The 20,314-nt window shown below is 64.5% G+C and carries 21 protein-coding genes and 1 tRNA gene; 15 read left to right on the top strand and 7 right to left on the bottom strand.

Going from position 1 to position 20,314, the window contains the following annotated elements; translation table 11 throughout:
* Positions 1–9: 9 nt before the first annotated feature.
* Positions 10–1,389: a serine hydrolase domain-containing protein gene (locus tag Amn_RS00675; RefSeq protein ID WP_286294257.1), complete on the top strand. Its 1,380-nt coding sequence runs from the start codon at positions 10–12 to the stop codon at positions 1,387–1,389.
* A 10-nt stretch (positions 1,390–1,399) separates the two neighbouring features.
* Here Amn_RS00675 and Amn_RS00670 read toward each other — a convergent pair whose 3' ends face one another.
* Positions 1,400–2,287 (bottom strand): siderophore-interacting protein, encoded by an 888-nt coding sequence (locus Amn_RS00670; RefSeq protein ID WP_286294256.1) that lies wholly within the window; start codon positions 2,285–2,287, stop codon positions 1,400–1,402.
* A 365-nt stretch (positions 2,288–2,652) separates the two neighbouring features.
* On the opposite strand from Amn_RS00670, the gene Amn_RS00665 reads away from it, so the two are divergent.
* Complete coding sequence (locus tag Amn_RS00665; RefSeq protein WP_286294255.1) at positions 2,653–2,910, top strand: hypothetical protein; 258 nt, start codon at positions 2,653–2,655, stop codon at positions 2,908–2,910.
* A gap of 248 nt (positions 2,911–3,158) precedes the next feature.
* Here the strand turns inward: Amn_RS00665 and Amn_RS00660 are convergent.
* Positions 3,159–3,234, bottom strand: a tRNA-Ala gene (locus Amn_RS00660).
* A gap of 146 nt (positions 3,235–3,380) precedes the next feature.
* Positions 3,381–3,767 carry a TIGR02300 family protein gene (locus Amn_RS00655; protein WP_067955590.1) on the bottom strand — a complete coding sequence of 129 codons (387 nt, stop codon included), beginning with the start codon at positions 3,765–3,767 and terminating at the stop codon, positions 3,381–3,383.
* Between the two features lie 175 nt (positions 3,768–3,942).
* Here Amn_RS00655 and aroA point away from each other — a divergent pair, with 175 nt between their 5' ends.
* From aroA to Amn_RS00625, 6 genes are all read left to right on the top strand, one after another.
* Positions 3,943–5,292 (top strand): 3-phosphoshikimate 1-carboxyvinyltransferase, encoded by a 1,350-nt coding sequence (gene aroA, locus Amn_RS00650; RefSeq protein ID WP_286294252.1) that lies wholly within the window; start codon positions 3,943–3,945, stop codon positions 5,290–5,292.
* Positions 5,279–5,893 carry a hypothetical protein gene (locus tag Amn_RS00645; RefSeq protein WP_286294251.1) on the top strand — a complete coding sequence of 205 codons (615 nt, stop codon included), beginning with the start codon at positions 5,279–5,281 and terminating at the stop codon, positions 5,891–5,893. Before aroA ends, Amn_RS00645 begins: the two co-directional genes overlap by 14 nt.
* The gene (locus tag Amn_RS00640; RefSeq protein WP_286294250.1) at positions 5,890–6,591 is read left to right on the top strand and encodes an SDR family oxidoreductase; all 702 of its coding nucleotides are present in this window, start codon (positions 5,890–5,892) and stop codon (positions 6,589–6,591) included. Before Amn_RS00645 ends, Amn_RS00640 begins: the two co-directional genes overlap by 4 nt.
* A 20-nt stretch (positions 6,592–6,611) precedes the next feature.
* The gene (gene cmk, locus Amn_RS00635) at positions 6,612–7,250 is read left to right on the top strand and encodes a (d)CMP kinase (RefSeq protein ID WP_286294249.1); all 639 of its coding nucleotides are present in this window, start codon (positions 6,612–6,614) and stop codon (positions 7,248–7,250) included.
* 170 nt (positions 7,251–7,420) lie between these two features.
* Entirely contained in the window at positions 7,421–9,118 is a 1,698-nt protein-coding gene (gene rpsA, locus Amn_RS00630) for a 30S ribosomal protein S1 (protein WP_067955598.1), read from the top strand.
* 218 nt (positions 9,119–9,336) lie between these two features.
* Complete coding sequence (locus Amn_RS00625; protein ID WP_182574492.1) at positions 9,337–10,479, top strand: alpha/beta hydrolase; 1,143 nt, start codon at positions 9,337–9,339, stop codon at positions 10,477–10,479.
* A gap of 50 nt (positions 10,480–10,529) precedes the next feature.
* On the opposite strand, the gene Amn_RS00620 is transcribed toward Amn_RS00625, so the two are convergent.
* Genes Amn_RS00620 through Amn_RS00610 form a run of 3 tightly spaced genes read right to left on the bottom strand, consistent with a single transcriptional unit; the run spans position 10,530 to position 13,487 of the window.
* Complete coding sequence (locus tag Amn_RS00620) at positions 10,530–11,237, bottom strand: SDR family NAD(P)-dependent oxidoreductase (protein ID WP_286294248.1); 708 nt, start codon at positions 11,235–11,237, stop codon at positions 10,530–10,532.
* Positions 11,238–11,268: 31 nt separating this feature from the next.
* Entirely contained in the window at positions 11,269–12,843 is a 1,575-nt protein-coding gene (locus tag Amn_RS00615) for a 5-guanidino-2-oxopentanoate decarboxylase (protein WP_286294247.1), read from the bottom strand.
* Positions 12,840–13,487, bottom strand: coding sequence for a TetR family transcriptional regulator C-terminal domain-containing protein (locus Amn_RS00610; RefSeq protein ID WP_192312686.1), 648 nt, complete (start codon positions 13,485–13,487; stop codon positions 12,840–12,842). Before Amn_RS00610 ends, Amn_RS00615 begins: the two co-directional genes overlap by 4 nt.
* Before the next feature lie 234 nt (positions 13,488–13,721).
* Here Amn_RS00610 and Amn_RS00605 point away from each other — a divergent pair, with 234 nt between their 5' ends.
* The 6 genes from Amn_RS00605 (at position 13,722) to Amn_RS00580 (ending at position 19,203) form a co-directional block, all read left to right on the top strand.
* Positions 13,722–14,534: an ABC transporter ATP-binding protein gene (locus Amn_RS00605; RefSeq protein WP_154385245.1), complete on the top strand. Its 813-nt coding sequence runs from the start codon at positions 13,722–13,724 to the stop codon at positions 14,532–14,534.
* A 93-nt stretch (positions 14,535–14,627) separates the two neighbouring features.
* Complete coding sequence (locus tag Amn_RS00600; protein WP_067955609.1) at positions 14,628–15,401, top strand: transporter substrate-binding domain-containing protein; 774 nt, start codon at positions 14,628–14,630, stop codon at positions 15,399–15,401.
* Between the two features lie 257 nt (positions 15,402–15,658).
* Positions 15,659–16,387, top strand: coding sequence for an ABC transporter permease (locus tag Amn_RS00595; protein WP_154385284.1), 729 nt, complete (start codon positions 15,659–15,661; stop codon positions 16,385–16,387).
* On the top strand, positions 16,384–17,193 hold the full coding sequence (locus Amn_RS00590; protein ID WP_067955611.1) for an ABC transporter permease: 810 nt from the start codon (positions 16,384–16,386) through the stop codon (positions 17,191–17,193). The genes Amn_RS00595 and Amn_RS00590 overlap by 4 nt, the downstream gene beginning before the upstream one ends.
* A gap of 5 nt (positions 17,194–17,198) precedes the next feature.
* Positions 17,199–18,224, top strand: coding sequence for an Ldh family oxidoreductase (locus tag Amn_RS00585; RefSeq protein ID WP_246787018.1), 1,026 nt, complete (start codon positions 17,199–17,201; stop codon positions 18,222–18,224).
* 598 nt (positions 18,225–18,822) lie between these two features.
* Positions 18,823–19,203: a hypothetical protein gene (locus Amn_RS00580; RefSeq protein ID WP_067955616.1), complete on the top strand. Its 381-nt coding sequence runs from the start codon at positions 18,823–18,825 to the stop codon at positions 19,201–19,203.
* A gap of 228 nt (positions 19,204–19,431) precedes the next feature.
* Here the strand turns inward: Amn_RS00580 and Amn_RS00575 are convergent, their stop codons facing one another.
* A complete protein-coding gene (locus tag Amn_RS00575) occupies positions 19,432–19,629 on the bottom strand; it encodes a CsbD family protein (protein ID WP_067955618.1) in 198 nt (65 codons plus the stop codon).
* A gap of 214 nt (positions 19,630–19,843) precedes the next feature.
* Here Amn_RS00575 and Amn_RS00570 point away from each other — a divergent pair, with 214 nt between their 5' ends.
* Positions 19,844–20,302 carry a DoxX family protein gene (locus Amn_RS00570; RefSeq protein WP_182574488.1) on the top strand — a complete coding sequence of 153 codons (459 nt, stop codon included), beginning with the start codon at positions 19,844–19,846 and terminating at the stop codon, positions 20,300–20,302.
* The last annotated feature ends 12 nt before the right edge of the window (positions 20,303–20,314 follow it).

Below are 20,314 nucleotides of genomic sequence, written 5' to 3'. Positions count from 1 at the left end.
GACACCGCAATGCACAGCACGGAAAAATCAGCCACCAACCTCGCAACCACGCTGGAAGACCACCTGAATGCAGAGATGGAGCGCAGCAAGATCCCTGGGCTTGGCGTGGCCATCGTCCGCGACGGGCAGGTCCTGCATATCGGCGGCTACGGCCTGGCCGATGTCGAGCACAACGTGCCCGCATCATCAGACAGCATCTTCCACTCGGGCTCGACCGGCAAGATGTTCACCGCCGCCGCCGTGCTGCTTCTGGTTCAGCAGGGGCGTCTCAAGCTCGACGATCCGGTCAGGCGCTACCTGATCGAGACGCCGGAGAGCTGGGCCGCGATGACGATCCGCCAGCTGCTGACGATGATGAGTGGCCTCGGCAATTTCGGCGATGCCTTTGCGCCGGCGCCGATCGAAGGGAACGTCGTGCCACTCAATCTCTGGCAGGACCACAACGACGCGCAGCTGCTGGCACTGGCCAGCCTGTCGCCTCTGGCCTTCGCTCCCGGCGAAAGCTACCGCTACTCCAACACCAGCTACATCGTGGCATCGCTGATCGTCGCCCGCGTCAGCGGCAAGCCCTATTACACACTGCTGCGCGAACAGCTGTTTGCGCCTGCTGGCATGGCGAGCGCCCGCGACGCCAGCTGGTCCGACATTGTGCCCAACCGCTCGGCAGGCTACAGCCGCGAAAATGGCGAGCTGCGCAACCGGCTTTGGACGGCGCCGACGCTGCTGCGCACCGGCGATGGCGGCCTGTTCTTCTCGCCGCGAGACATCGCGCGCTGGTTCATCGAGCTAGACCGGCCGCAGGTCTTCCGCCCCGATATCGTCGCCAAGATGTTCGAGCCAGCGCTGATGCGCGACGGCCGCCCTGCCATTAACGGCTATGCGCTCGGCTGGCAGAATTCCGACGTGCGCGGCCAGCGCAAGATCAGGCATGGCGGCACCTGGTACGGCTTCCGCACCGAGCTCGCGCGCTTTCCGGCGCAGAATCTGTCGGTCGCTGTGCTCGCCAACGTCGACGACGCCCAGGTCGCACGCATCGCACAGCAGATTGCCGGCATCGTCGACGCCGCCCTGGCGCCATACGAACCGATCGCCGACGCCACGCCGGACCGCACCAAGGCTGACGACGGCCTGGTCAGGATGATCGCCGCGCGTCAGGCCCCGCGCGATGCCTTCACCGACGAAGCCTGGCAGCTATGGAACGATCACTGGTTGGAACAGGTCATCGTCGAGAGCGAATCCGACCTCGGCCCGGCGCCGCTCGAACTCGTCGACGACGACGGCCGTGGCCAGCGGCGCTACCGCCTGCCGACCGGGCGCTATCACATGCACTGGACCGTCGACCGGCAGGCGGACGGCTGCGTCAGCGCGATGCGCTTTCACATGGAATGATCCCCGGGGATCAGCCGGCGTCGCCTCGCGTCCAGTAGGCCGAGGCGATCGTCTGGTCTCGGCCCAGCGACAGATCGCTGCGCCAGTGGTCGCGCACCCGTTTTGCCGCTGCGGCTTCCGCCGCAAACCAGCCGAAGCCTGTTACCTGCTCCGGCCAGGCAACCGACATGACCGCATCGGCGAGGGCGGTGCTCTCGCCGCCTGTTACACCGTTGCGGTACAGCCACTTCACCTCGACCGCGGTCAGATTGTCGATCTGCTGGCGTTCGCCCTCGTCAGCGACTTCGATGAAGGCGATGCCGCGCGTCGTTGCCGGCAGGCTCTCCAGCATCCGCCCGACCGCCGGCAGGCCGGTTTCGTCGGCACCCATGACAAACCAGTCGGCCGGCCTGAGCGGACGCCCGACCGGCCCCAAAATGCCGACCTTGTCACCCTCGCGCGCTGCCGATGCCCAGTTGGAACCGACGCTCTCGCCTTCGTGGATCAAGAAATCGACGTCGAAATGCCCGCCGGCCACTTCCAGCCGGCGGATGGTGTAGACCCGCGATGGTGGGCGCCTGTTTTCGTCGGGCCAAGACACAAGGCCGTTGTTGCCACGCACCGGCCAGACCGGATTCGGCACACTGGCCGTCGGAAACAGCATGCGGATGTGCAGACCGCCAAACGAGGCGAAGCGTTCGAGATTGGGCGCCTTGAGCCGGATGCGCTTCATATGCGGCGTCAGGTCGATCACGTTGACGACGGTCGCCAGGCGGAACTGCTCCAGCTCGCCTTGGCCCGATAGGTCGCCCTGCCAAACGATCTGCGGCTGGCTCTCTCTGGCGTAGAACTCCACCGACGTCGCCATCAAATCCTTGAGCCGGGCCAGGCCGTCGGGATGCGATGACCTGGCCCGCATGATCAGCGCTCCCTTGGGCATCACCAACGAGGCTTCGCCAAAGAGGAAGCGGAAATTGACGGCATCGCCCTCTGCGCTTGCGCTCGCGTCAAAGCTCTCCAGCCGATCGCGGATCTTCTACAGTTGATCGGGCGAAAGTTGCAGCTGCAGTTGGGCGCGGGATTGAAGGTCGGTCATGTCAGTTCGCTTCCGGTTCGTGTCGCTTCCACCCCCAGGTCGTCCACCTGGCAAATTGCTGGCTGAATGTGCGGGGCCGCACCGAGCTGGCTCGACGGGTACTGTCCGCGTCATGGGCTTGAATATTTAAACTTGAATATGATAGTCAAGTTAAATCGTTGCCGCAGCCTCAGGACAGGACCGACGACATGGACCGTGTAGAGCCCTTCAGCTTACTGGCAGACGCGCAGACCTTGCTCCGGTCGCGCGCCATTGCTCGCGCGGCCCTGCTTTGCCTGCTGCTCGCTGCACTCACCACGCTGGCGCATGCCGGCACGGTCATCGATTCGACTGGACAGATGGTCAGCGTCACCGGCGGCCGAACGTCAGGATCTCTACTCATCCAGTTGATGAGTGACGGTTTTGGCCGACCGACGGCGGAGCAGGTGTTTCCGTCCCGGCGTTGAGCACCGCGCCTAAGGCAGCGAATCGGGCGCTGGTCGCGCTCGACGGCGCCCGGATGGCCGGCTGCGGTCCATGCACGGCGGACGCGCTACCCAACTGGCCGGCACGCTCAATCCGGATGAAATGGCTGCGCCGACAAACCGAGCGGATGCGGACTAACTCGTGATGTGACGAAGGAAAACTGCTTGGTCAGGACAACGTAGCGGCCTGCTGGCCACTGTCTCTGACGTGCTGACTTGGTGAAGAAATTTGGTGGAGCCAAGCGGGATCGAACCGCTGACCTCCTGCATGCCATGCAGGCGCTCTCCCAGCTGAGCTATGGCCCCACACCGGCCTTGGCCGGGCGCCGTTTCCGGCGAAGGTCGGCGCGAATTTGTCGTCCGCGCCGGTGTTGTTGGGCGGCTTCTAGCGCCGCATTCGACCATTGGCAAGCCTTGATCGAAACCTTTTTTCGGTTTCCCGAAAAGCCGTGTCAGATCTCGTCGTCGTCGTCGCCGACGCCGATCATGTCGGAGACGTCGTCGTCTTCCTCTTCCTCGTCGGCGAGGAACGTGTCGTCGTCATCGTCGCCCAGGTCGACATCATCGTCGTCCAGATCCGGCAGGTCGTCGCCGCCCTTGGCCTCGTCGTCGGCGTCCTCCAGGGACACGACCTCTGCGCCTTCATCCTCGGCGTCGAGCTCCTTGGCGTCGGCTTCCTCTTCCTCTTCCATGATGGCGGCGATCTTGCCATCGTCGAAGTAGGAGCGCGGATAGGCCTTGCCGGTGTAGGGCGAGACGATCGGGTCCTTGTTCAGATCATAGAATTTACGTCCCGTTTCCGGGTCGACACGTTTGGTGCCAAGTTCGGGTTTTGCCACGTCAGGCCTCGTCTTGTCGCTTTTTGGACCCCTTAGCCGCAGTTTGGGGCGCTGTCAAAGCCAAATCCCCCGGCAGGGGCGATGGGGGATGACCGTTGCGGCAATCGATGCTACGACACCGCCGCAATCATTGGGAAAGCCCGGTTTCGCGGGGCGTCCCGCACGAGGAACCACCATGTCGCATCAAGCTGTGCCGCAGCCGGCCATCGCCCGGAAGTCGAAATCCCTGTCTGGAACCGCCCGCGTTCCTGGCGACAAGTCGATTTCGCACCGCTCCTTCATGTTTGGCGGCCTGGCTTCCGGCGAAACCCGCATCACCGGCCTGCTCGAGGGCGAGGACGTGATGCGCACCGGCGACGCGATGAAGGCAATGGGCGCCCATATCGAGAAGCATGGCGACGAATGGGTCATCAAGGGCACCGGCAACGGCGCGCTCCTGCAGGCCGAGGCGCCGCTCGACTTCGGCAATGCCGGCACCGGCTCGCGCCTGACCATGGGCCTCGTCGGCACCTATGACATGGAAACCACCTTCATTGGCGATGCCTCGCTGTCGGGCCGGCCGATGGGCCGCGTGCTCGATCCGTTGCGCCAGATGGGCGTCCAGGTGCTGAACGCTTCGCCCGGCGACCGCATGCCGCTGACGCTGCGCGGCCCGCGGCAGGCAGCGCCGATCAGCTATCGGGTGCCGATGGCCTCGGCCCAGGTCAAGTCGGCCGTGCTGCTCGCCGGCCTCAACACGCCCGGCATCACCACCGTCATCGAGCCGGTGATGACCCGCGACCACACCGAAAAGATGCTCAAGGGCTTCGGCGCCAACATCGAAGTCCAGACCGACGAGCAGGGCGTCCGCCACATCTTCATCGAAGGCCAGGGCAAGCTCACAGGCCAGATCATCGCAGTGCCGGGCGACCCGTCTTCGGCAGGTTTCCCGCTGGTCGCGGCGCTGATCGTGCCGGGCTCCGACATCACCATCGAAAACGTGCTGATGAACCCGACCCGCACCGGCCTGATCACCACGCTGATCGAGATGGGCGGGTCGATCGAGATCCTCAACCGCCGCAATGCCGGCGGCGAGGACGTCGCCGATTTGCGCGTCCGCGGCTCCGAGCTCAAGGGCGTCAAGGTCCCGGCCGAACGCGCGCCGTCGATGATCGACGAATACCCGGTCCTCGCCGTCGCCGCCTGCTTCGCCGAGGGCGAAACGCTGATGCAGGGGCTGGAAGAGCTGCGCGTCAAGGAATCCGACCGTCTGGCCGCCGTTGCCCGCGGCCTCGAAGCCAATGGCGCCGACTGCAGCGAAGGCGAGACCACGCTGTCGGTGCGTGGCGTGCCCGGCGGCAAGGGCCTCGGCGGCGGTACCGTCAAGACCCATCTCGACCACCGTATCGCCATGAGCTTCCTGGTCATGGGCCTGGCTGCCGAAAAGCCCGTCACCATCGACGACCAGGCGATGATCGCAACCAGCTTCCCGGAATTCATGGGCCTGATGGCCGATCTCGGGGCGGAGATCGATGCCGGAGCCTGAGAGCGGCCCGCACTGGAGAAGACTTGCCGACGGCGCGATACAGTATCGAGAAAGCCGTTGGTCGCAGACCTACACGGTCAGCGAGGAACAACTTGCGCGCCTGAAATCCCTCAAGAAGTCTGAATGGGCGATGGCCATTCTGACTATCTTGCCGGCCGCAGCCACGGTCGTGGCTTGGCTGAGCGATGCCCTGACACGCATCGTACCGGCCATTGCGATAGCGGCATATGTCGGCATCAATCTCGCCGTTAGCTCATATTGCAGCCGACAAAGGCGGCAGGTTCTTGCGCAGGCACGCCCAAGTTCGCGAGAGTTATTGTTCCCCTCCATGGCGACGGTACATTCCGATTTGCTCGACAAGCTTGGCCATCGCCATAGGCTCGGCGTGCTGCTCTATCTGGCATTGCTTGTGCTGGCCGGCGTAACATATCTCGCGAAGAGCTTGGGAGGCTTTACACTTGGAAAATTGGGCCCGATGCATCCCCTGCTCGCCATTTTGAGCTTGGTGATCTTCGGGCCACTTCTTTATCTTCATGCAAGAGATTGGCTGCGGCGACGCCGAAGCGAAACATCAAACGGGCTGAAGGACGGCAGACAATGACCAACAAAGTAGCGATGATCGTCGGCGGCGGCAGCGGCATGGGTGCTGCGGCGGCGCGCAAGCTGGCAGCCGACGGCTATGCCGTCGCCATCCTGTCCTCATCGGGCAAGGGCGAGGCGCTGGCCAAGGACCTCGGCGGGCTCGGCTTCACCGGGTCCAACCAGTCGAACGACGACCTCAAGCGCTTCGTCGACCTGACGATGGAAAAGTGGGGCCGCATCGACGCCCTGGTCAACGGCGCCGGACATGGGCCGCGCGCGCCGCTGCTCGAGATCACCGACGAGCAGTGGCACACCGGCATCGACGTCTATTTCTTGAACGTCGTGCGCGCGACGCGGCTGGTGGCGCCCATCATGGTCGCCCAGAAGGGCGGCGCCATCGTCAACATTTCGACCGCCTGGGTCGGCGAACCGGCGGCGATGTTCCCGACATCGGCCGTGGCGCGCGCCGGCCTCGCCGCCTACACCAAGCTCTTCGCCGACCAGTACGCCCAGCACAATGTCCGCATGAACAATGTGCTGCCGGGCTGGATCGACAGCTTGCCGCAGACCGACGAGCGCCGCGACGGCGTGCCGATGCAGCGCTACGGCACCTCGGCCGAGATCGCCGCGACAATCGCTTTCCTCGCCTCCGAGGGTGCCGCCTACATCACTGGGCAGAGCCTGAAGGTCGATGGCGGCCTGATGCGCGGCGTCTGACCAGGAGTTCGGGCCAGGACATGCCTGCTTCCATCACCATCGCCATCGACGGTCCGGCCGGCGCCGGCAAAGGTACGCTCGCCCGCCGGCTCGCCGACTACTACCACCTGGCGCTGCTCGACACCGGGCTGACCTATCGCGCCGTCGCCCACATGCTGCTTGAGAAGGGCTGGCCGCTCAACGACGTGGCGCATGCCATCGAGGCGGCAAGGCTGGTCGATCTCGGCCATCTCGACCGCAAGGTGCTGTCGGCGCATGCCGTCGGCGACGCGGCGTCGAAGGTCGCGGTCATCCCCGAGGTGCGCAAGATTCTTGTCGACAAGCAGCGTGACTTCGCACGCGCGCCGCAAGGTGCCGTGCTCGACGGCCGCGACATCGGCACAGTGGTCTGCCCCGACGCCGAAGTGAAGCTCTATGTCACCGCCAGCGCCGAGGTCCGCGCCCAGCGCCGGCTCGCCGAGATCGAGGCCAATGGTGGTGTCGCCGATTTCGCAGGCATTCTCGCCGATATTGTCCGTCGCGACGAGCGCGACACCGGCCGCGACGACTCTCCGCTCAGGCCTGCCGACGACGCGCACTTGCTCGATACGTCGGAAATGGATATAGAAGCCGCGTTTTCCGCAGCCAGGGATATCGTTGATCGGGTCCTCGGCAGCTGAGAACAGGCTGAAATCCTCGGATTTCGCCACTTAACCGACCTGTCCGCATTTTTCTTGCGCCGATTTGCCGCTTCAGGCGGCCAAGGGCCTTTGGCCCGGAATGTTGGCAGGTCAACGCAACGCTAACCCACGGCGCCGCTCCCGCTAGACGGGACGCACCAGGAGATCCAATGTCACAAGCTAATCCCTCCCGCGACGATTTCGCGAGCCTGCTCGAAGAGTCCTTCTCGGACGGTCATTCGGGCGAAGGCCAGGTCGTCAAGGGCATCGTCACGGCCATCGAAAAAGACATGGCCATCATCGACGTCGGCCTGAAGGTCGAAGGTCGCGTTCCGCTGAAGGAATTCGGCGCCAAGGCCAAGGACGGCTCGCTCAAGGTCGGCGACACCGTCGAGGTTTATGTCGAGCGCATCGAAAACGCGCTTGGCGAAGCCATGCTGTCGCGCGACAAGGCTCGCCGCGAAGAGAGCTGGGTCAAGCTCGAAGAGAAGTTCACCAAGGGTGAGCGCGTCGAAGGCGTCATCTTCAACCAGGTCAAGGGCGGCTTCACCGTCGATCTGGACGGCGCCGTTGCCTTCCTGCCGCGTTCGCAGGTCGACATCCGTCCGATCCGCGACGTCACCCCGCTCATGCACAACCCGCAGCCCTTCGAGATCCTCAAGATGGATCGCCGTCGTGGCAACATCGTCGTGTCGCGCCGCACTGTTCTCGAAGAGAGCCGTGCAGAGCAGCGCTCCGAGATCGTCCAGAACCTCGAAGAGGGTCAGGTTGTCGAGGGCGTGGTCAAGAACATCACCGACTACGGTGCGTTCGTTGACCTCGGCGGCATCGACGGCCTGCTGCACGTCACCGACATGGCCTGGCGCCGCGTCAACCATCCGACCGAAATCCTCAACATCGGTCAGACGGTCAAGGTGCAGATCATCCGCATCAACCAGGAAACCCACCGCATCTCGCTCGGCATGAAGCAGCTCGAGTCGGATCCGTGGTCGGACATCGGCACCAAGTTCCCGATCGGCAAAAAGATCACCGGCACCGTCACGAACATCACCGACTACGGTGCGTTCGTCGAGCTCGAGCCGGGCATCGAAGGCCTCATCCACGTTTCGGAAATGTCGTGGACCAAGAAGAACGTGCACCCCGGCAAGATCCTGTCGACCACCCAGCAGGTCGACGTGGTCGTGCTCGAAGTGGATCCGGCCAAGCGCCGCATCTCGCTCGGCCTCAAGCAGACGCTCGAGAATCCGTGGGAAGCTTTCGCCCGTAACCACCCGGTCGGCACCGAAGTCGAAGGCGAAGTCAAGAACAAGACCGAATTCGGCCTGTTCATCGGTCTCGACGGCGACGTCGACGGCATGGTGCACCTGTCCGACCTCGACTGGAACCGTCCGGGCGAGCAGGTCATCGAAGAGTACAACCGTGGCGACATGGTCAAGGCTCAGGTTCTCGACGTCGACATCGAGAAGGAGCGCATCTCGCTCGGCATCAAGCAGCTCGGCAAGGACGCCGTCGGTGAAGCTTCGACCTCTGGCGAACTGCGCAAGAACGCCGTCGTCACCTGCGAAGTGATCGCGATCAAGGATGGTGGCCTCGAAGTCCGTCTTGTCGAGAGCGGCATCGAGACCTTCATCAAGCGCGCCGACCTGTCGCGCGACCGTGACGAGCAGCGCCCTGAGCGCTTCGTCGTCGGCCAGAAGGTTGACGCCCGCGTCATCGCTTTCGACAAGAAGACCCGCAAGCTGCAGGTCTCGATCAAGGCGCTGGAAATCGCCGAAGAGAAGGAAGCAGTCGCTCAGTACGGCTCGACCGACTCCGGCGCTTCGCTCGGCGACATCCTCGGCGCAGCCCTGAAGAACCGCAACAACTGAGCCAACAGCTCATTGTCGTGAACTGAATGACCCCGCCGGAGCGATCCGGTGGGGTTTTTCTTGTCTGATTGTCGTCGCCGGCCAGAAGTGATGCCGGAATGCTTCACGGCTCATCCGAATGCTTCCCGGCCGGGCATGATCGGCTTGTCCAAGGTTGCCGCGACAGGGAATTGCTGCGCATTAATCGCAGACTTGCCGCCCGCGTTCAGAGCCTGCCCATGCCCAGTTTGCGTTTTCTGACCGTCTTTTTCGTGTTGCTGGTCCTCTCAGGCTGCGGCGGCCGGGCCGTGCTTGGGCTCAATGACGGCAAGCAGGGCGAATCCGCTTCCGTCGTCCAGATCTATGTCTCGACAATGCGCGCCCGCTCGAATGACCTGTCGTTGCCCTATTCGGCGGAACGCGCCAAGCAGCTCAACTTCGCAAAGTTCGAGATCGGCATCCCAAGGACCCATGTCGCCGGCGAGGTCGAAAGCACGAGCCGCACGCCGAGCCCGGAACGCAATTTCATCGCCCGCACCTTCCAGCCCTATGACGACAAGACGCAGTTCGTCGCCGCCCTCGACGCCGACCTGATGCGACGTCCCGAGGCCGAGCGCGAGATCTTCATCTTCGTGCACGGCTACAACAACAACTTCGCCGACAGCATCTTCCGCAACACCCAGATCGTCCACGACTACAAGGTCAAGGCGGTGGCGTTGCATTACGCCTGGCCGTCGGCCGGGTCGCTGCCGCTCTATGTCTACGACCGCGACAGCGCCGCATACAGCCGCGACGGCCTTGCCGACACCATCGAGATCGCCGCCCGCACCAAGGCCAAGCGCATCGTGCTCGTCGGCCACTCGATGGGCAGCTATGTGGTGATGGAGGCGCTGCGCAGCCTGTCGCTGAGCGGCCGCGGCAAATACATCAACCGCATCAACGGCCTGGTGCTTGCGGCACCCGATATCGACATCGACGTCTTCCAGAGCCAGCTGCGCGATATTGACGACCTGCCCGACCCGTTCATGATCCTGGTTTCGAAGCGCGACAAGGCGCTCAACCTGTCGGGCGGGCTAACTGGCGGCCATCCACGCGTCGGCAGCGGCGCCGACGTCGCAGCCCTCCAGGCCGAGAACATAACCGTGCTCGACACCTCCAACCTCGACGGCGGCAGCCATGGCGTCTTCGCCAGTTCGCCGACGCTGATGGCGTTGACGACCTCGGGCGGACTGATGAACGACGTCACCGACAGGGGCGAGGGCGCGCCGGCCGAGACGATCCTGGCCGACGGCGGCCAGGTCATCAAGGGCGCTGCCTCGCTGGTCATCTACCTGCCGGCCAAACTGCTTGGCGTACCCAATGGCGGCCTGCTGACACAGTAGGCGCGGCCACCATTCTGCTCGCGGCCCGACTTCGTCGCAGGCGATTGTGCCTACGCGCGGCCGTAGATCTCTGCCACCGTGCCGCTGGTGACCTGATTGGCCGGCGATGCCAGCTGCGCGATCGTAACAGCAGCCGCTTCGAGGCTGACCCATTTGGCGAAATCCGCCTTGGGCATCGCATCGCGATTGGCCTTGGTGTCGAGCGTCGACGGCGCCACGGCGTTGACCAGGATGTCGGCGCCCTTCAACTCCTCGGCCAGCGCCAGGGTCAGCGCCGCAACAGCTGCCTTGCTCACCGCATAAGCGGCCATGCCGCCGCCCTTGCGCGGCTCGATGCCGGCGCGGGCCGAAACGTTGACGATGCGCCCGCCAGCCTGGCCCGCAATCATTGCGCGCGCCGCCGCACGGCAGCACAGGAAGGCGGTCTTGGCGTTGATGTCCATCATCTGGTCGAACTGGGTCGGATCGACCTTGTCGATGGAGGCCATGTCGAAGCCACCGGCGGAATGGAGCGAAGCCCACAGGCTCGGAATGGCGTCGTAGAAAGCATCCACGGCTTTGGCGTCGGTCAAGTCGACGCTGGTGGCGACATGGACGCGATCATGACCGGCAAACTCGAACCCGTCAGGAGCCTTGGCCCGGCTGATCGGCAAGTGGCAGATGGCGCCCTCGGCCAGCAGGTGCCTGGCAACCGCTGCCCCCAGCGCACCGGTCGCGCCGGTAACCACCACATGCCGGCCTTCGAAATTCTTAGTCATGATCAACTCCCGTAGTGGGCCGCGACGCAGCCTATTCTACGGTGACTTCTATCAGACAGGGTTTTCCCGTCGAGCGGGCCTTCTTGAGCGCCACACCCAGCAGGTCGACACTCTGCAATCGCTCCGCCTCAAGCCCATAGGCCTGCGCGATCAGCACGAAATCCGGCGGCACCGGCGACACGCCAACGGGTTCGACCCCAGCGTCGAGCATCGAGGTCTCGATCTCGCGATAACCGCGGTTGTTCCAGACGACGAAGATGACGGGTGCTGCCGCATCGAGCGCAGCACCCAGCTCCGGCAGAGTGAACTGGAATCCGCCATCGCCGCTGAGACAGACGACTGGCGCATCGGGGACGGCAAGGGCTGCGCCGATCGCCGCCGGCGGCCCGAAGCCGAGTGCGCCATAGCCCGTCGCGGCGTTGAACCAACCGCCCGGCCGGTCATGGTCGTAATAGAGATTGGCGGCATAGACCGGCTGGGTGGAATCGCCGACGATCATCGCGCCCGGCAAGGCGTCGCGGATCACTTCAACGGCCTTGACCTGCGCCTGCATCGCCGGACCGATCTCCGTCCAGGCGCTTTCCCGCGCTGCCCGGGCGCGCGCCGCACCATCGGCCTTGCGCGCGTCGCCGACATCGTCCCCTATCCTCGCCAGCGCTGCCGCCGCATCGGCCCGGATCGAAACCGGTGCCGGGCGCCGTCCCAGCTGCATCTCGTCTATGTCGATGCGGATCAGCTTCTCCGGCATCACGAAGCCGCCGTCGCCATACATGTCGTAGTCGGTCGGGCCGAATTCGGTGCCGACGGCGATCACAAGATCGGCGTCGGCCATCAGCGCGCGCACAGCCTTGAGGCTCGGGCTTGCCGGCACGTTGAGCTCGTGCCCGTGCATCAGCCCGCGTCCATTGGCCGTGGTCACAACAGGCGCATCGAGCCTTGCCGCCAGGGCCGCAATTTCGGCTCCGGCCCGCCGCGCCCCGCCGCCGGCAAGGATCAGCGGCCGTTTCGCGGCACTGATCAGCGGCCTGGCCTCGGCGATGACGCGTTCGCCCGGAACATGCGCGGCGCCACGCTTCGGCAACTGCCGCAAACCGTCCGCCGGCAAGGCCATGACATCGAGCGGAATCTCGATATGCACCGGCCCCGGGCGCCGCGTCGCAAAGATCTCGAAGGCCTTGCCAATCGCACCGGGCAGTTCGGCCTCCTCGGTCACCCGCCGCGACGACAGCGCCACCTTCTCCATCATGCCACGCTGGTCGGGCAGCTCATGCAGGAAGCCCAGCCCCTTGCCGAGCGAGCCAAGCGCGTTGACGCCAGAGATGACCAGCATGGGCACAGAATCGGCGCGTGCCTGGGCCATGGCGGTGATGGTGTTGGTCAGGCCCGGGCCGGTGATGACAAAGGCGACGCCCGGGCGGCCCGAAGCACGGGCATAACCGTCGGCCATGAAACCGGCACCCTGCTCATGGCGCGGCGTGACGTGGCGAATGCTTGAGCGCGCCAGCCCGCGATAGAGTTCGATCGTGTGCACACCGGGAATGCCGAACACCGTGTCGACGCCATGCGCCTCCAGAAGCCCGATGAGCGCTTCGCCGATCGTCGTCATGCCACGTCTCCCTGTCGCAAGCTCAATCCCAGCATCGCCTCGACCGAGCCGATGCCGATCTCCGCCAGTTCGCCGCTGGCAAACATGTCGCCGGCGAGACAACCCTCCACCCACAAACCATCGATGATCGCATTGATGGCGATGGCGTGACGGCGCAATTCGCCCTCGCTCGCCTTCCGGCCGACATCGGCCAGCACCTTGGCCACCAGCGCCTCGACCTCGTCACGGAAGCCGAGATAACCAGCCCTGTGCGCCACGCCCAATGCCGGGTCGGAGCCGGCCCGGCCGATGAAGCTCGCCCACAAAGAGAATGTCCTGGCGTCGATGACCGGCGGCACCAGGCTGGCACCGACGAAGGCGGCGAGCCTCAGCCTCGGTTCCTCCTCGACGATCGCAAGCGCTGTCTTGGCGAGTTCGGTCATGCGTCCCATGATCGTCGCATAGGCTGCCTGCAGCAGCTCTTCCTTGCCCGGGAAATAGTGCCTGATCAGGCCTGCGGTGACGCCGGCGCGCAGAGCAATCGCCCTGACGGTGGCACCCTGCAGGCCGTTTTCGGCGACGCAATCCAGCGTCGCCTCGATCAGGTCCTGCCGCCGGCGCTCCTCGCCTTCGCGGCGGAATTTTCTCCGCGCAGCGACTGCCATGTCCACCTTCGCGTCTTGAGAAAAATCGCCGAAGCCGGCTTTTCGCAATATTTATACACTTGCATAACAACGTCGCAAGTGCCGTAATGGGCCGCATAAGAAGCGGGAAATGGCGCCGTTGACGCCGCAAGGCAGAAGGGTCCACTCTCCCCGCCCAGGGGAACATCGCGACGCGACCATGAGCAGCCGATTGCCAGCTGACGTGACAACGTTCATACGCCGGGGCCATCGCTGATGGTTGCGGTCGATGCAGCCAAGCACCCTGCCCCGACCAGCGGTCTCGCCGCCGAAGCCATCCATGTCGAGAATCTGCACAAGAAGTTCGGCCAGTTGCATGTGCTGAAGGGCGTGTCGCTGTCGGCCCGCGATGGCGAGGTGGTGGCGATCATCGGCGGCTCGGGCTCCGGCAAGTCGACGCTGCTGCGCTGCATCAACTGCCTGGAAAACCCGACCAGCGGCATCATCCGGGTCAATGGCGAGGAGATCCGCCTCAAGCCCAATGGTTTTGGCGACAGCATCCCCGCCGACCGCCGTCAGATCGAGCGCATCCGCTCGCGCCTCGGCATGGTGTTCCAGAGCTTCAATTTGTGGAGCCACATGACGCTCCTGGAAAACGTCATCGAGGTGCCGGTGCATGTGCTCGGCATCAAGCGCATGGACGCCATTGCAGAAGCCGAGCGGCTGCTCGCCCGTGTCGGCCTCGCCGAGAAACGCGACGTCTATCCGGCCTATCTCTCCGGCGGCCAGCAACAACGCGCGGCGATTGCGCGCGCGCTTGCTGTGCAGCCGCGCGTCATGCTTTTCGACGAGCCGACCTCGGCGCTCGATCCCGAGCTGGTCGGCGAAGTGCTCAAGGTCATCGGCGACCTCGCCCGCGAGGGCCGTACCATGGTGCTGGTCACCCACGAGATGAAGTTCGCCCGCGAGGTGGCGACGCATGTGATCTATCTCTTCAACGGGCAGGTCGAGGAGGAGGGGCCGCCCGAACAGATTTTCGGCGCGCCGAAGTCGGAACGCCTAAAGCAATTCATCCGCAGCATCGGCTAGCGTAGTCCCCGATGGAACGGACCATGCGCAAAACCCAGACGAGCGGACGAAATCAAGGGAACGTCAAAAACAAACGATAACGGGAGTGACAGCATGAAATCTCTGCTTGCAACTGTGGCCCTGGCCTTGGTTCTCGGCGCCGGAAGCGCCAGCGCCCAGTCGATCAAGGTCGGCATGGCGCCCGAACCCTACCCGCCCTTCGCCTCGCCCGACGCTTCCGGCAAATGGGGCGGCTGGGAAATGGACATGATCGAGGCGCTCTGCGCCGAAGCCAAGCTCCAGTGCGAGGTCACCATGACCGCCTGGGACGGCCTCATCCCGGCGCTCAACTCCAAGAAGATCGACGCCATCATCAACTCGATGTCGATCACCGACGAGCGCAAGAAGTCGATCGACTTCTCCGACAAATACTACAACACCCCGACCGGCATCATCGGCTCCAAGGACGCCAAGTTCGACGCCACGCCGGAAGGGCTGAAAGGCAAGATCATCGGCGTCCAGGTATCGACCGTGCACGAGGCCTACGCCAAGAAGCACTTCGGTTCCACCGCTGCCGAGATCAAGATCTACCAGACCCAGGACGAGGCCCAGGCCGACCTTGCGGCTGGCCGCATCGATGCAGTGCAGGCGGATTCGCTCTCGCTCAACACCTACCTCGCCACCGATGCCGGCAAGGCCTGCTGCGACATGAAGGGCGACGTCGCCGAAGACCTCGAAGTGCTCGGACCGGGCGTCGGCGTCGGCCTGCGCCAGGGCGACACCGAGCTGAAGGACAAGTTCAACGCCGCCATCAAGGGCATCCGCGACAACGGCAAATACGCCGAGATCACCAAGAAGTATTTCGACTTCGACATCTACGGCAAGTGAGCGGGCCGGCGCAGGGTGCCTTGGTCTGCCGCCATGATGTTTGCGATCCAAGCCCCTCTCCGCCTCGCTTCGCTCGGCACCTCTCCCCCACTTGCTGGGGGCGAGGAACCGAGCGTCTGCAAGGTCGCGCCAAACTTCCTGGACAGGCGCCACCTTTCCCTTACGAAGTGGAAAAAGGTGGCGCGGACGGTGAGGGTGACTTTTGACGACCTCGTGTGCGAAGGACCACTGACATCGAGCATCTGCTGAACCCGCTGCTGCAAACGAGCGCCGTCGAGCTGCTTGCGATCTCGCCGCCCGGCTGGGGCGCCAACCTGTTGCGCGGGCTCACCAATTCGATCCAGATCGCGGTTGGCGCCTTCGGGCTTGGCCTCGCCATCGGCATCGCGGGCGCCTGGGGCAAGCTCTATGGTAGTCCTGTCGTGCGCGACCTGATGGAGATCTACACCACCTTCGTGCGTGCCGTGCCGGAGCTGGTGCTGATCCTGCTGCTCTATTATGCCGGCACCGACCTCATCAACCGGGCGCTCGAACAGTTCGGCTACGCCACCGTCGACATCTCCGGTCTCGCCGCCGGCATCGGCGTGCTCGGCATCGTCCAGGGCGCCTACGCCACAGAGGTCATCCGCGGCGCCATTCTGGCCATACCGCAGGGCCAGATCGAGGCGGCGCGCGCTTATGGCATGCCGCCGGGCAAGATGCTGCGCCGCATCACCCTGCCGGCGATGTTGCCCTTCGCCATTCCCGGCCTCGCCAACCTCTGGCTGATCGCCACCAAGGACACGGCCCTGCTCGCCGTCGTCGGCTTCAACGAGCTGACCCAGGAAACACGCCAAGCCGGCGCCACCACCAAGGCCTATTTCACCTTCTTCGTCGCAGCCGGCGTGCTCTACCTGCTGTTGACCCTGTTCTCCAACGTCATCATCGGCCGGATCGAGCGCTGGGCGCGGCGCGGCATGCCGCCGATCGCCGAGACCGGCCGATGAGCGCAACCACGCCCTTTGCAGCAGTGTCTGCTGCCCGCTCCGAGTGGCTGCAGCCGCACCGCATCGTGCTCATCGCCATCGCTGCAGCACTGGTGCTCTCGGCTGCCATCTTCATGCGCTGGGACTGGCTGCCCAAATATTACGACCTGGCGCTGCTCGGCATCTGGCGCACCATCTGGATCCTCGCCGTCACCGTGACGCTCGGCTTCATGCTTGCCGTGCCGCTCGGGCTCGCCCAGGCCGCAGGTCCGTTCTGGCTGGCCTGGCCGGCTAAGGCGTTCTGCACTGTCATCCGCGGCACGCCGCTGCTGCTGCAGCTCTGGCTGCTCTATTACGGCCTCGGCTCGCTGTTCCCGCAATATCCGTGGATCAGGCAATCCGAACTCTGGCCGATCCTGAGGCAGGCCTGGCCCTACGCCGTCGTTGCGCTGACGCTGTCTTATGCCGCCTATGAAGGCGAGGTGATGCGCGGGGCGTTCGCCGGCGTGCCGAGGGGGCAGCTCGAAGCGGCGCGCGCCTTCGGCATGAGCCCGTGGAAGCGCTTCCGCCGCATCTGGCTGCCGCAGGCGATCCATCGTGCCTTGCCGACGTTGGCCGGCGAAACCGTGCTGCAGCTCAAGGCAACGCCGCTCGTCGCCACAATCACCGTCATCGACATCTACGCGGTCGCCTCGCGCGTCCGCCAGGACACCTTCATCGTCTACGAGCCGCTGTTGCTGCTCGCCCTCATTTATCTGATCATCACCGGCATCCTCGTCTTCGGCTTCCGCAAGCTGGAGGCGAAGATTCCGTCCAGACTGGGATGACGCCCGTGCCGCAGACAAAGACAGAGACCGTCACGCTCAACCTCGAAGAAGCCCGTAACTTGTGCATCGCCGCAGCCATCGGCGCCGGCGCCTCCGAGCAAACGGCGATCTCGATCGCGCTTGCCGCCGTTGCCGCAGAGGCCGACGGCCAGGCGAGCGTCGGGCTGTCGCATTATGTCGACTATCTCGAGGCGCTCGAGGCCGGGCGCATCGACGGCAAGGCCGAGCCCGTGGTCAGCCGGCCGGCGCTGGCGATCTACCTGTCCGACGGCCAGGGTGGTGCGGCGCATACCGGCTTCGACCGAAACTTCCAAGAGATCGCCAAGGCAGCCCGGCTGTTCGGCGTCACCGTATTCTCGCAGAAGAATGCCTACACCTGCGGCTCGCTCGGCTATTTCACCGGCCGCCTCGCCGAAGCCGGCCTCGTCGCGCTCGCCGCCACCAACGGACCGGCGCTCGTCGCCGGCTCAGGCTCGACCAAGCCGGTCTACTGCACCAACCCGATCTCGCTTGCAGCACCCGCCGCCGACGGCCCACCCCTTGTCATCGACCAGTCGTCCAGCGCCACCGCCTTCGTCAATGTCCGCAAGGCGGCTGAAACAGGCGAGGCGATCCCCGAGGGCTGGGCCCTCGACGCCAAGGGCAAGCCGACGACAGACGCAAAAAAGGCGATGAAAGGCGTGCTGCTCGCCTTCGGCGGCGCGCGCGGCGCCAATGTCGCACTGATGGTCGAGGTGCTTGCGGCCGGCGTCTCGGGCGCCAACTGGTCGATCGACGCGCCTTCCATATCGGAAGGCCACCAGACGCCAGGCACCGGGCTGTTCATCGTGGCGCTCGACCCGAAATTGTTCGATCCCGGCTTCGAAACGCGCATGCGCGAACAGCTCGACCGGCTGTCCAGCCAGTACCACGTCCACATCCCCGGCCCGGCAAAAGCTGTGGCGCGGGCCCGCTCAGAGGCCGGGGGGATCGCAATCCCTGCGGCCCTGCACGCCCGTATCAGCGAGTTTGCCGCGCGGCAGGCAGAGTGAGCCTAGGCGTTTTCGGCCCCAACTTCATTACCTGACCGTTGGGAGCGCGAAGCCCGTAGCGGCGGTTTCACCGTCGCGGCAAGGATCCCCGGGTTTCCGCACTCCTTCGCTCCTGCTCCACCCGAGGATGACGAAGACATGGGCCTCGACGCTCGTCGTCGACGTCGGAGGCTCGCGGAGAGCTTCCAGCTCCTGTTCCTGCGTTGCCCTGCATTGAGAACACCCGCCAAAAAGCCAACCTCGAAGCCTGCCAACCACTGACGTCGGCGATGGGCCGCAAGCCTCAATGCCTTCGTCATCCTCGCGGAGCAGCAGCGAAGCGACGTGCGGAAACCCGGGGCTCCATGCCGTGACGCCTCCACTACTGTGGCGGTTCAGAACCCCAACCCGACGGACAAAAAACCACCCACGAAACCCTCGCGAAAATAATTCGAACTCGTTTTGAACCTTTCCCGCTGACGCTGCGACCCAGTCATGTCCAGGGCGAGGTGAGCTCGCCAGATCAACCGGGGGGAACCCAAACCGAAAGATCGTTCCGACGTGGAAACCAGAGCGTTTCCGCGACCCCGAAACGCAACCTCGAAAAGGGAATAAGACAATGAAGACCAAGATCACCATCCTGACCGCCGTCCTGCTGCTTGCCGGCGCCATCGGCAGCGCCAATGCCGCCAGCTTCTCGGCCGGCCCGGGCGGCGGCGACCGTCCGTCGGGTCCGAGCGACATTTCCGACGCCCCCGGCGGCAACGGCCCTTCGGGCCCCGGCGACATCTCCGACGCCCCCGACAATGACAAGCCGTCCGGCCCGAGCGGCAAGGCTTCGTCGGGCAATGGCGGCGCGACCGAAGACAAGTACTGCAAGAACGGCTCCAGCAAGTTCCCGGACTGCAACACCAAGTTCATCCAGGACTGCAAGGCCGCAGGTGGCAACATGTCGGGTCAGCAGGGTTGGGGTGGCAAGACCTGCCGGGAACCCTCCTGATGCCTCGGGCATGATCGAGAAGTCTGGAACCGGCTTTGGGATCATGCCTCGCGAAGGCTGCGGCCTCGCCAGACATCGGCCACCCGATTGCTGCCATCCGGAGAACCCCGCCTCGCGCGGGGTTTTCTGCATCGGCGCTATCTGCAACGAAAGCCTGCAACGAAAAGCCCCGCTCGACGGCGGGGCTCTGCGCGGGAAGATCGCCCGCGGCGCGTTGCGAAAGACGGTTCAGTGGCGGGAGAGCCAGCTGTCGATGTCCTTTTCGGCCTCTTCCTGGGCCTTGCCATAACGGGCCTGCAGCTTGCCGGCGAGTTCCTTGCGCTTGCCCTTGATGACGTCGAGATCATCGTCGGTCAGCTTACCCCACTGGCTCTGCACCTTGCCCTTGAACTGCTCCCAATTGCCTTCGATCTGGTTCCAATTCATCGCGATTTCTCCTTCGGGGATTGATCTGGATTGGCACGACAGGTCCGCCGCACTGAGGGGTCAACGCCTCGGTCAGCGCAGGGTTCCGACATTATTAAAAGTTGACTTTGTCAATCATCTTTATATCAAACCTTGTTGACTTGACCGTGACCCGGCCATCGCGGCGTTGGTGCATTGCAATATTTTAATCGTGCATAGCCCCGCAATCGGAGACATGTCCTTGACCCTGACGACCGAAAATTCCGGCCGCCGACTGTTCATCCCCGCGCTCCGCGGCCTTTATTCGAACCTCCACGATTCAGCCGAAACCGTTCTGCGCGTCGTCGCCGGCGCAGCGCTGGTCACCCACGGCCTCGGCAAGATCTCCGATCCGTTCGGCGCTGCCGGCATGGTCGAAGGCCTCGGCTTCTACCCCGGCGCCTTCTGGTCGCTGCTTCTGTCCTGCACCGAGTTCTTCGGCGGCATCCTGATCGCCATCGGCCTGTTCACGCGCCCGGCCTCCTTCGCCGCCATGTTCGTGCTCCTGGTCACCGTCTGGTTCCACTGGGTCACGATGAGCCAGGGCTACCAGGGCGCCGAGAAGTCGATCATCTGGGCGGCGATCTTCCTGTTCTTCGTCATTCGCGGCGGCAACCGCCACTCGGTCGACGCACGCCTCGGCCGCGAGTTCTAGTTTGTGACCCGC

The organism is Aminobacter sp. Y103A, from assembly GCF_030294925.1.
Classification (GTDB): Bacteria; Pseudomonadota; Alphaproteobacteria; order Rhizobiales; family Rhizobiaceae; genus Aminobacter; species Aminobacter ciceronei.
The sequence above is the reverse complement of the archived record's forward strand: the minus strand, read 5'-3'. Positions and strand labels throughout refer to the sequence as shown.

Excerpts from the sequence above, each read along its gene's own strand:
- Amn_RS00675 (WP_286294257.1), top strand. The coding sequence starts at position 10 with ATGCACAGCACGGAAAAATCAGCCACCAACCTCGCAACCACGCTGGAA.
- Amn_RS00670 (WP_286294256.1), bottom strand. The coding sequence starts at position 2,287 with ATGCGGGCCAGGTCATCGCATCCCGACGGCCTGGCCCGGCTCAAGGAT.
- Amn_RS00665 (WP_286294255.1), top strand. The coding sequence starts at position 2,653 with ATGGACCGTGTAGAGCCCTTCAGCTTACTGGCAGACGCGCAGACCTTG.
- aroA (WP_286294252.1), top strand. The coding sequence starts at position 3,943 with ATGTCGCATCAAGCTGTGCCGCAGCCGGCCATCGCCCGGAAGTCGAAA.
- Amn_RS00645 (WP_286294251.1), top strand. The coding sequence starts at position 5,279 with ATGCCGGAGCCTGAGAGCGGCCCGCACTGGAGAAGACTTGCCGACGGC.
- Amn_RS00640 (WP_286294250.1), top strand. The coding sequence starts at position 5,890 with ATGACCAACAAAGTAGCGATGATCGTCGGCGGCGGCAGCGGCATGGGT.
- cmk (WP_286294249.1), top strand. The coding sequence starts at position 6,612 with ATGCCTGCTTCCATCACCATCGCCATCGACGGTCCGGCCGGCGCCGGC.
- rpsA (WP_067955598.1), top strand. The coding sequence starts at position 7,421 with ATGTCACAAGCTAATCCCTCCCGCGACGATTTCGCGAGCCTGCTCGAA.
- Amn_RS00625 (WP_182574492.1), top strand. The coding sequence starts at position 9,337 with ATGCCCAGTTTGCGTTTTCTGACCGTCTTTTTCGTGTTGCTGGTCCTC.
- Amn_RS00620 (WP_286294248.1), bottom strand. The coding sequence starts at position 11,237 with ATGACTAAGAATTTCGAAGGCCGGCATGTGGTGGTTACCGGCGCGACC.
- Amn_RS00615 (WP_286294247.1), bottom strand. The coding sequence starts at position 12,843 with ATGACGACGATCGGCGAAGCGCTCATCGGGCTTCTGGAGGCGCATGGC.
- Amn_RS00610 (WP_192312686.1), bottom strand. The coding sequence starts at position 13,487 with ATGGCAGTCGCTGCGCGGAGAAAATTCCGCCGCGAAGGCGAGGAGCGC.
- Amn_RS00605 (WP_154385245.1), top strand. The coding sequence starts at position 13,722 with ATGGTTGCGGTCGATGCAGCCAAGCACCCTGCCCCGACCAGCGGTCTC.
- Amn_RS00600 (WP_067955609.1), top strand. The coding sequence starts at position 14,628 with ATGAAATCTCTGCTTGCAACTGTGGCCCTGGCCTTGGTTCTCGGCGCC.
- Amn_RS00590 (WP_067955611.1), top strand. The coding sequence starts at position 16,384 with ATGAGCGCAACCACGCCCTTTGCAGCAGTGTCTGCTGCCCGCTCCGAG.
- Amn_RS00580 (WP_067955616.1), top strand. The coding sequence starts at position 18,823 with ATGAAGACCAAGATCACCATCCTGACCGCCGTCCTGCTGCTTGCCGGC.
- Amn_RS00575 (WP_067955618.1), bottom strand. The coding sequence starts at position 19,629 with ATGAATTGGAACCAGATCGAAGGCAATTGGGAGCAGTTCAAGGGCAAG.
- Amn_RS00570 (WP_182574488.1), top strand. The coding sequence starts at position 19,844 with ATGTCCTTGACCCTGACGACCGAAAATTCCGGCCGCCGACTGTTCATC.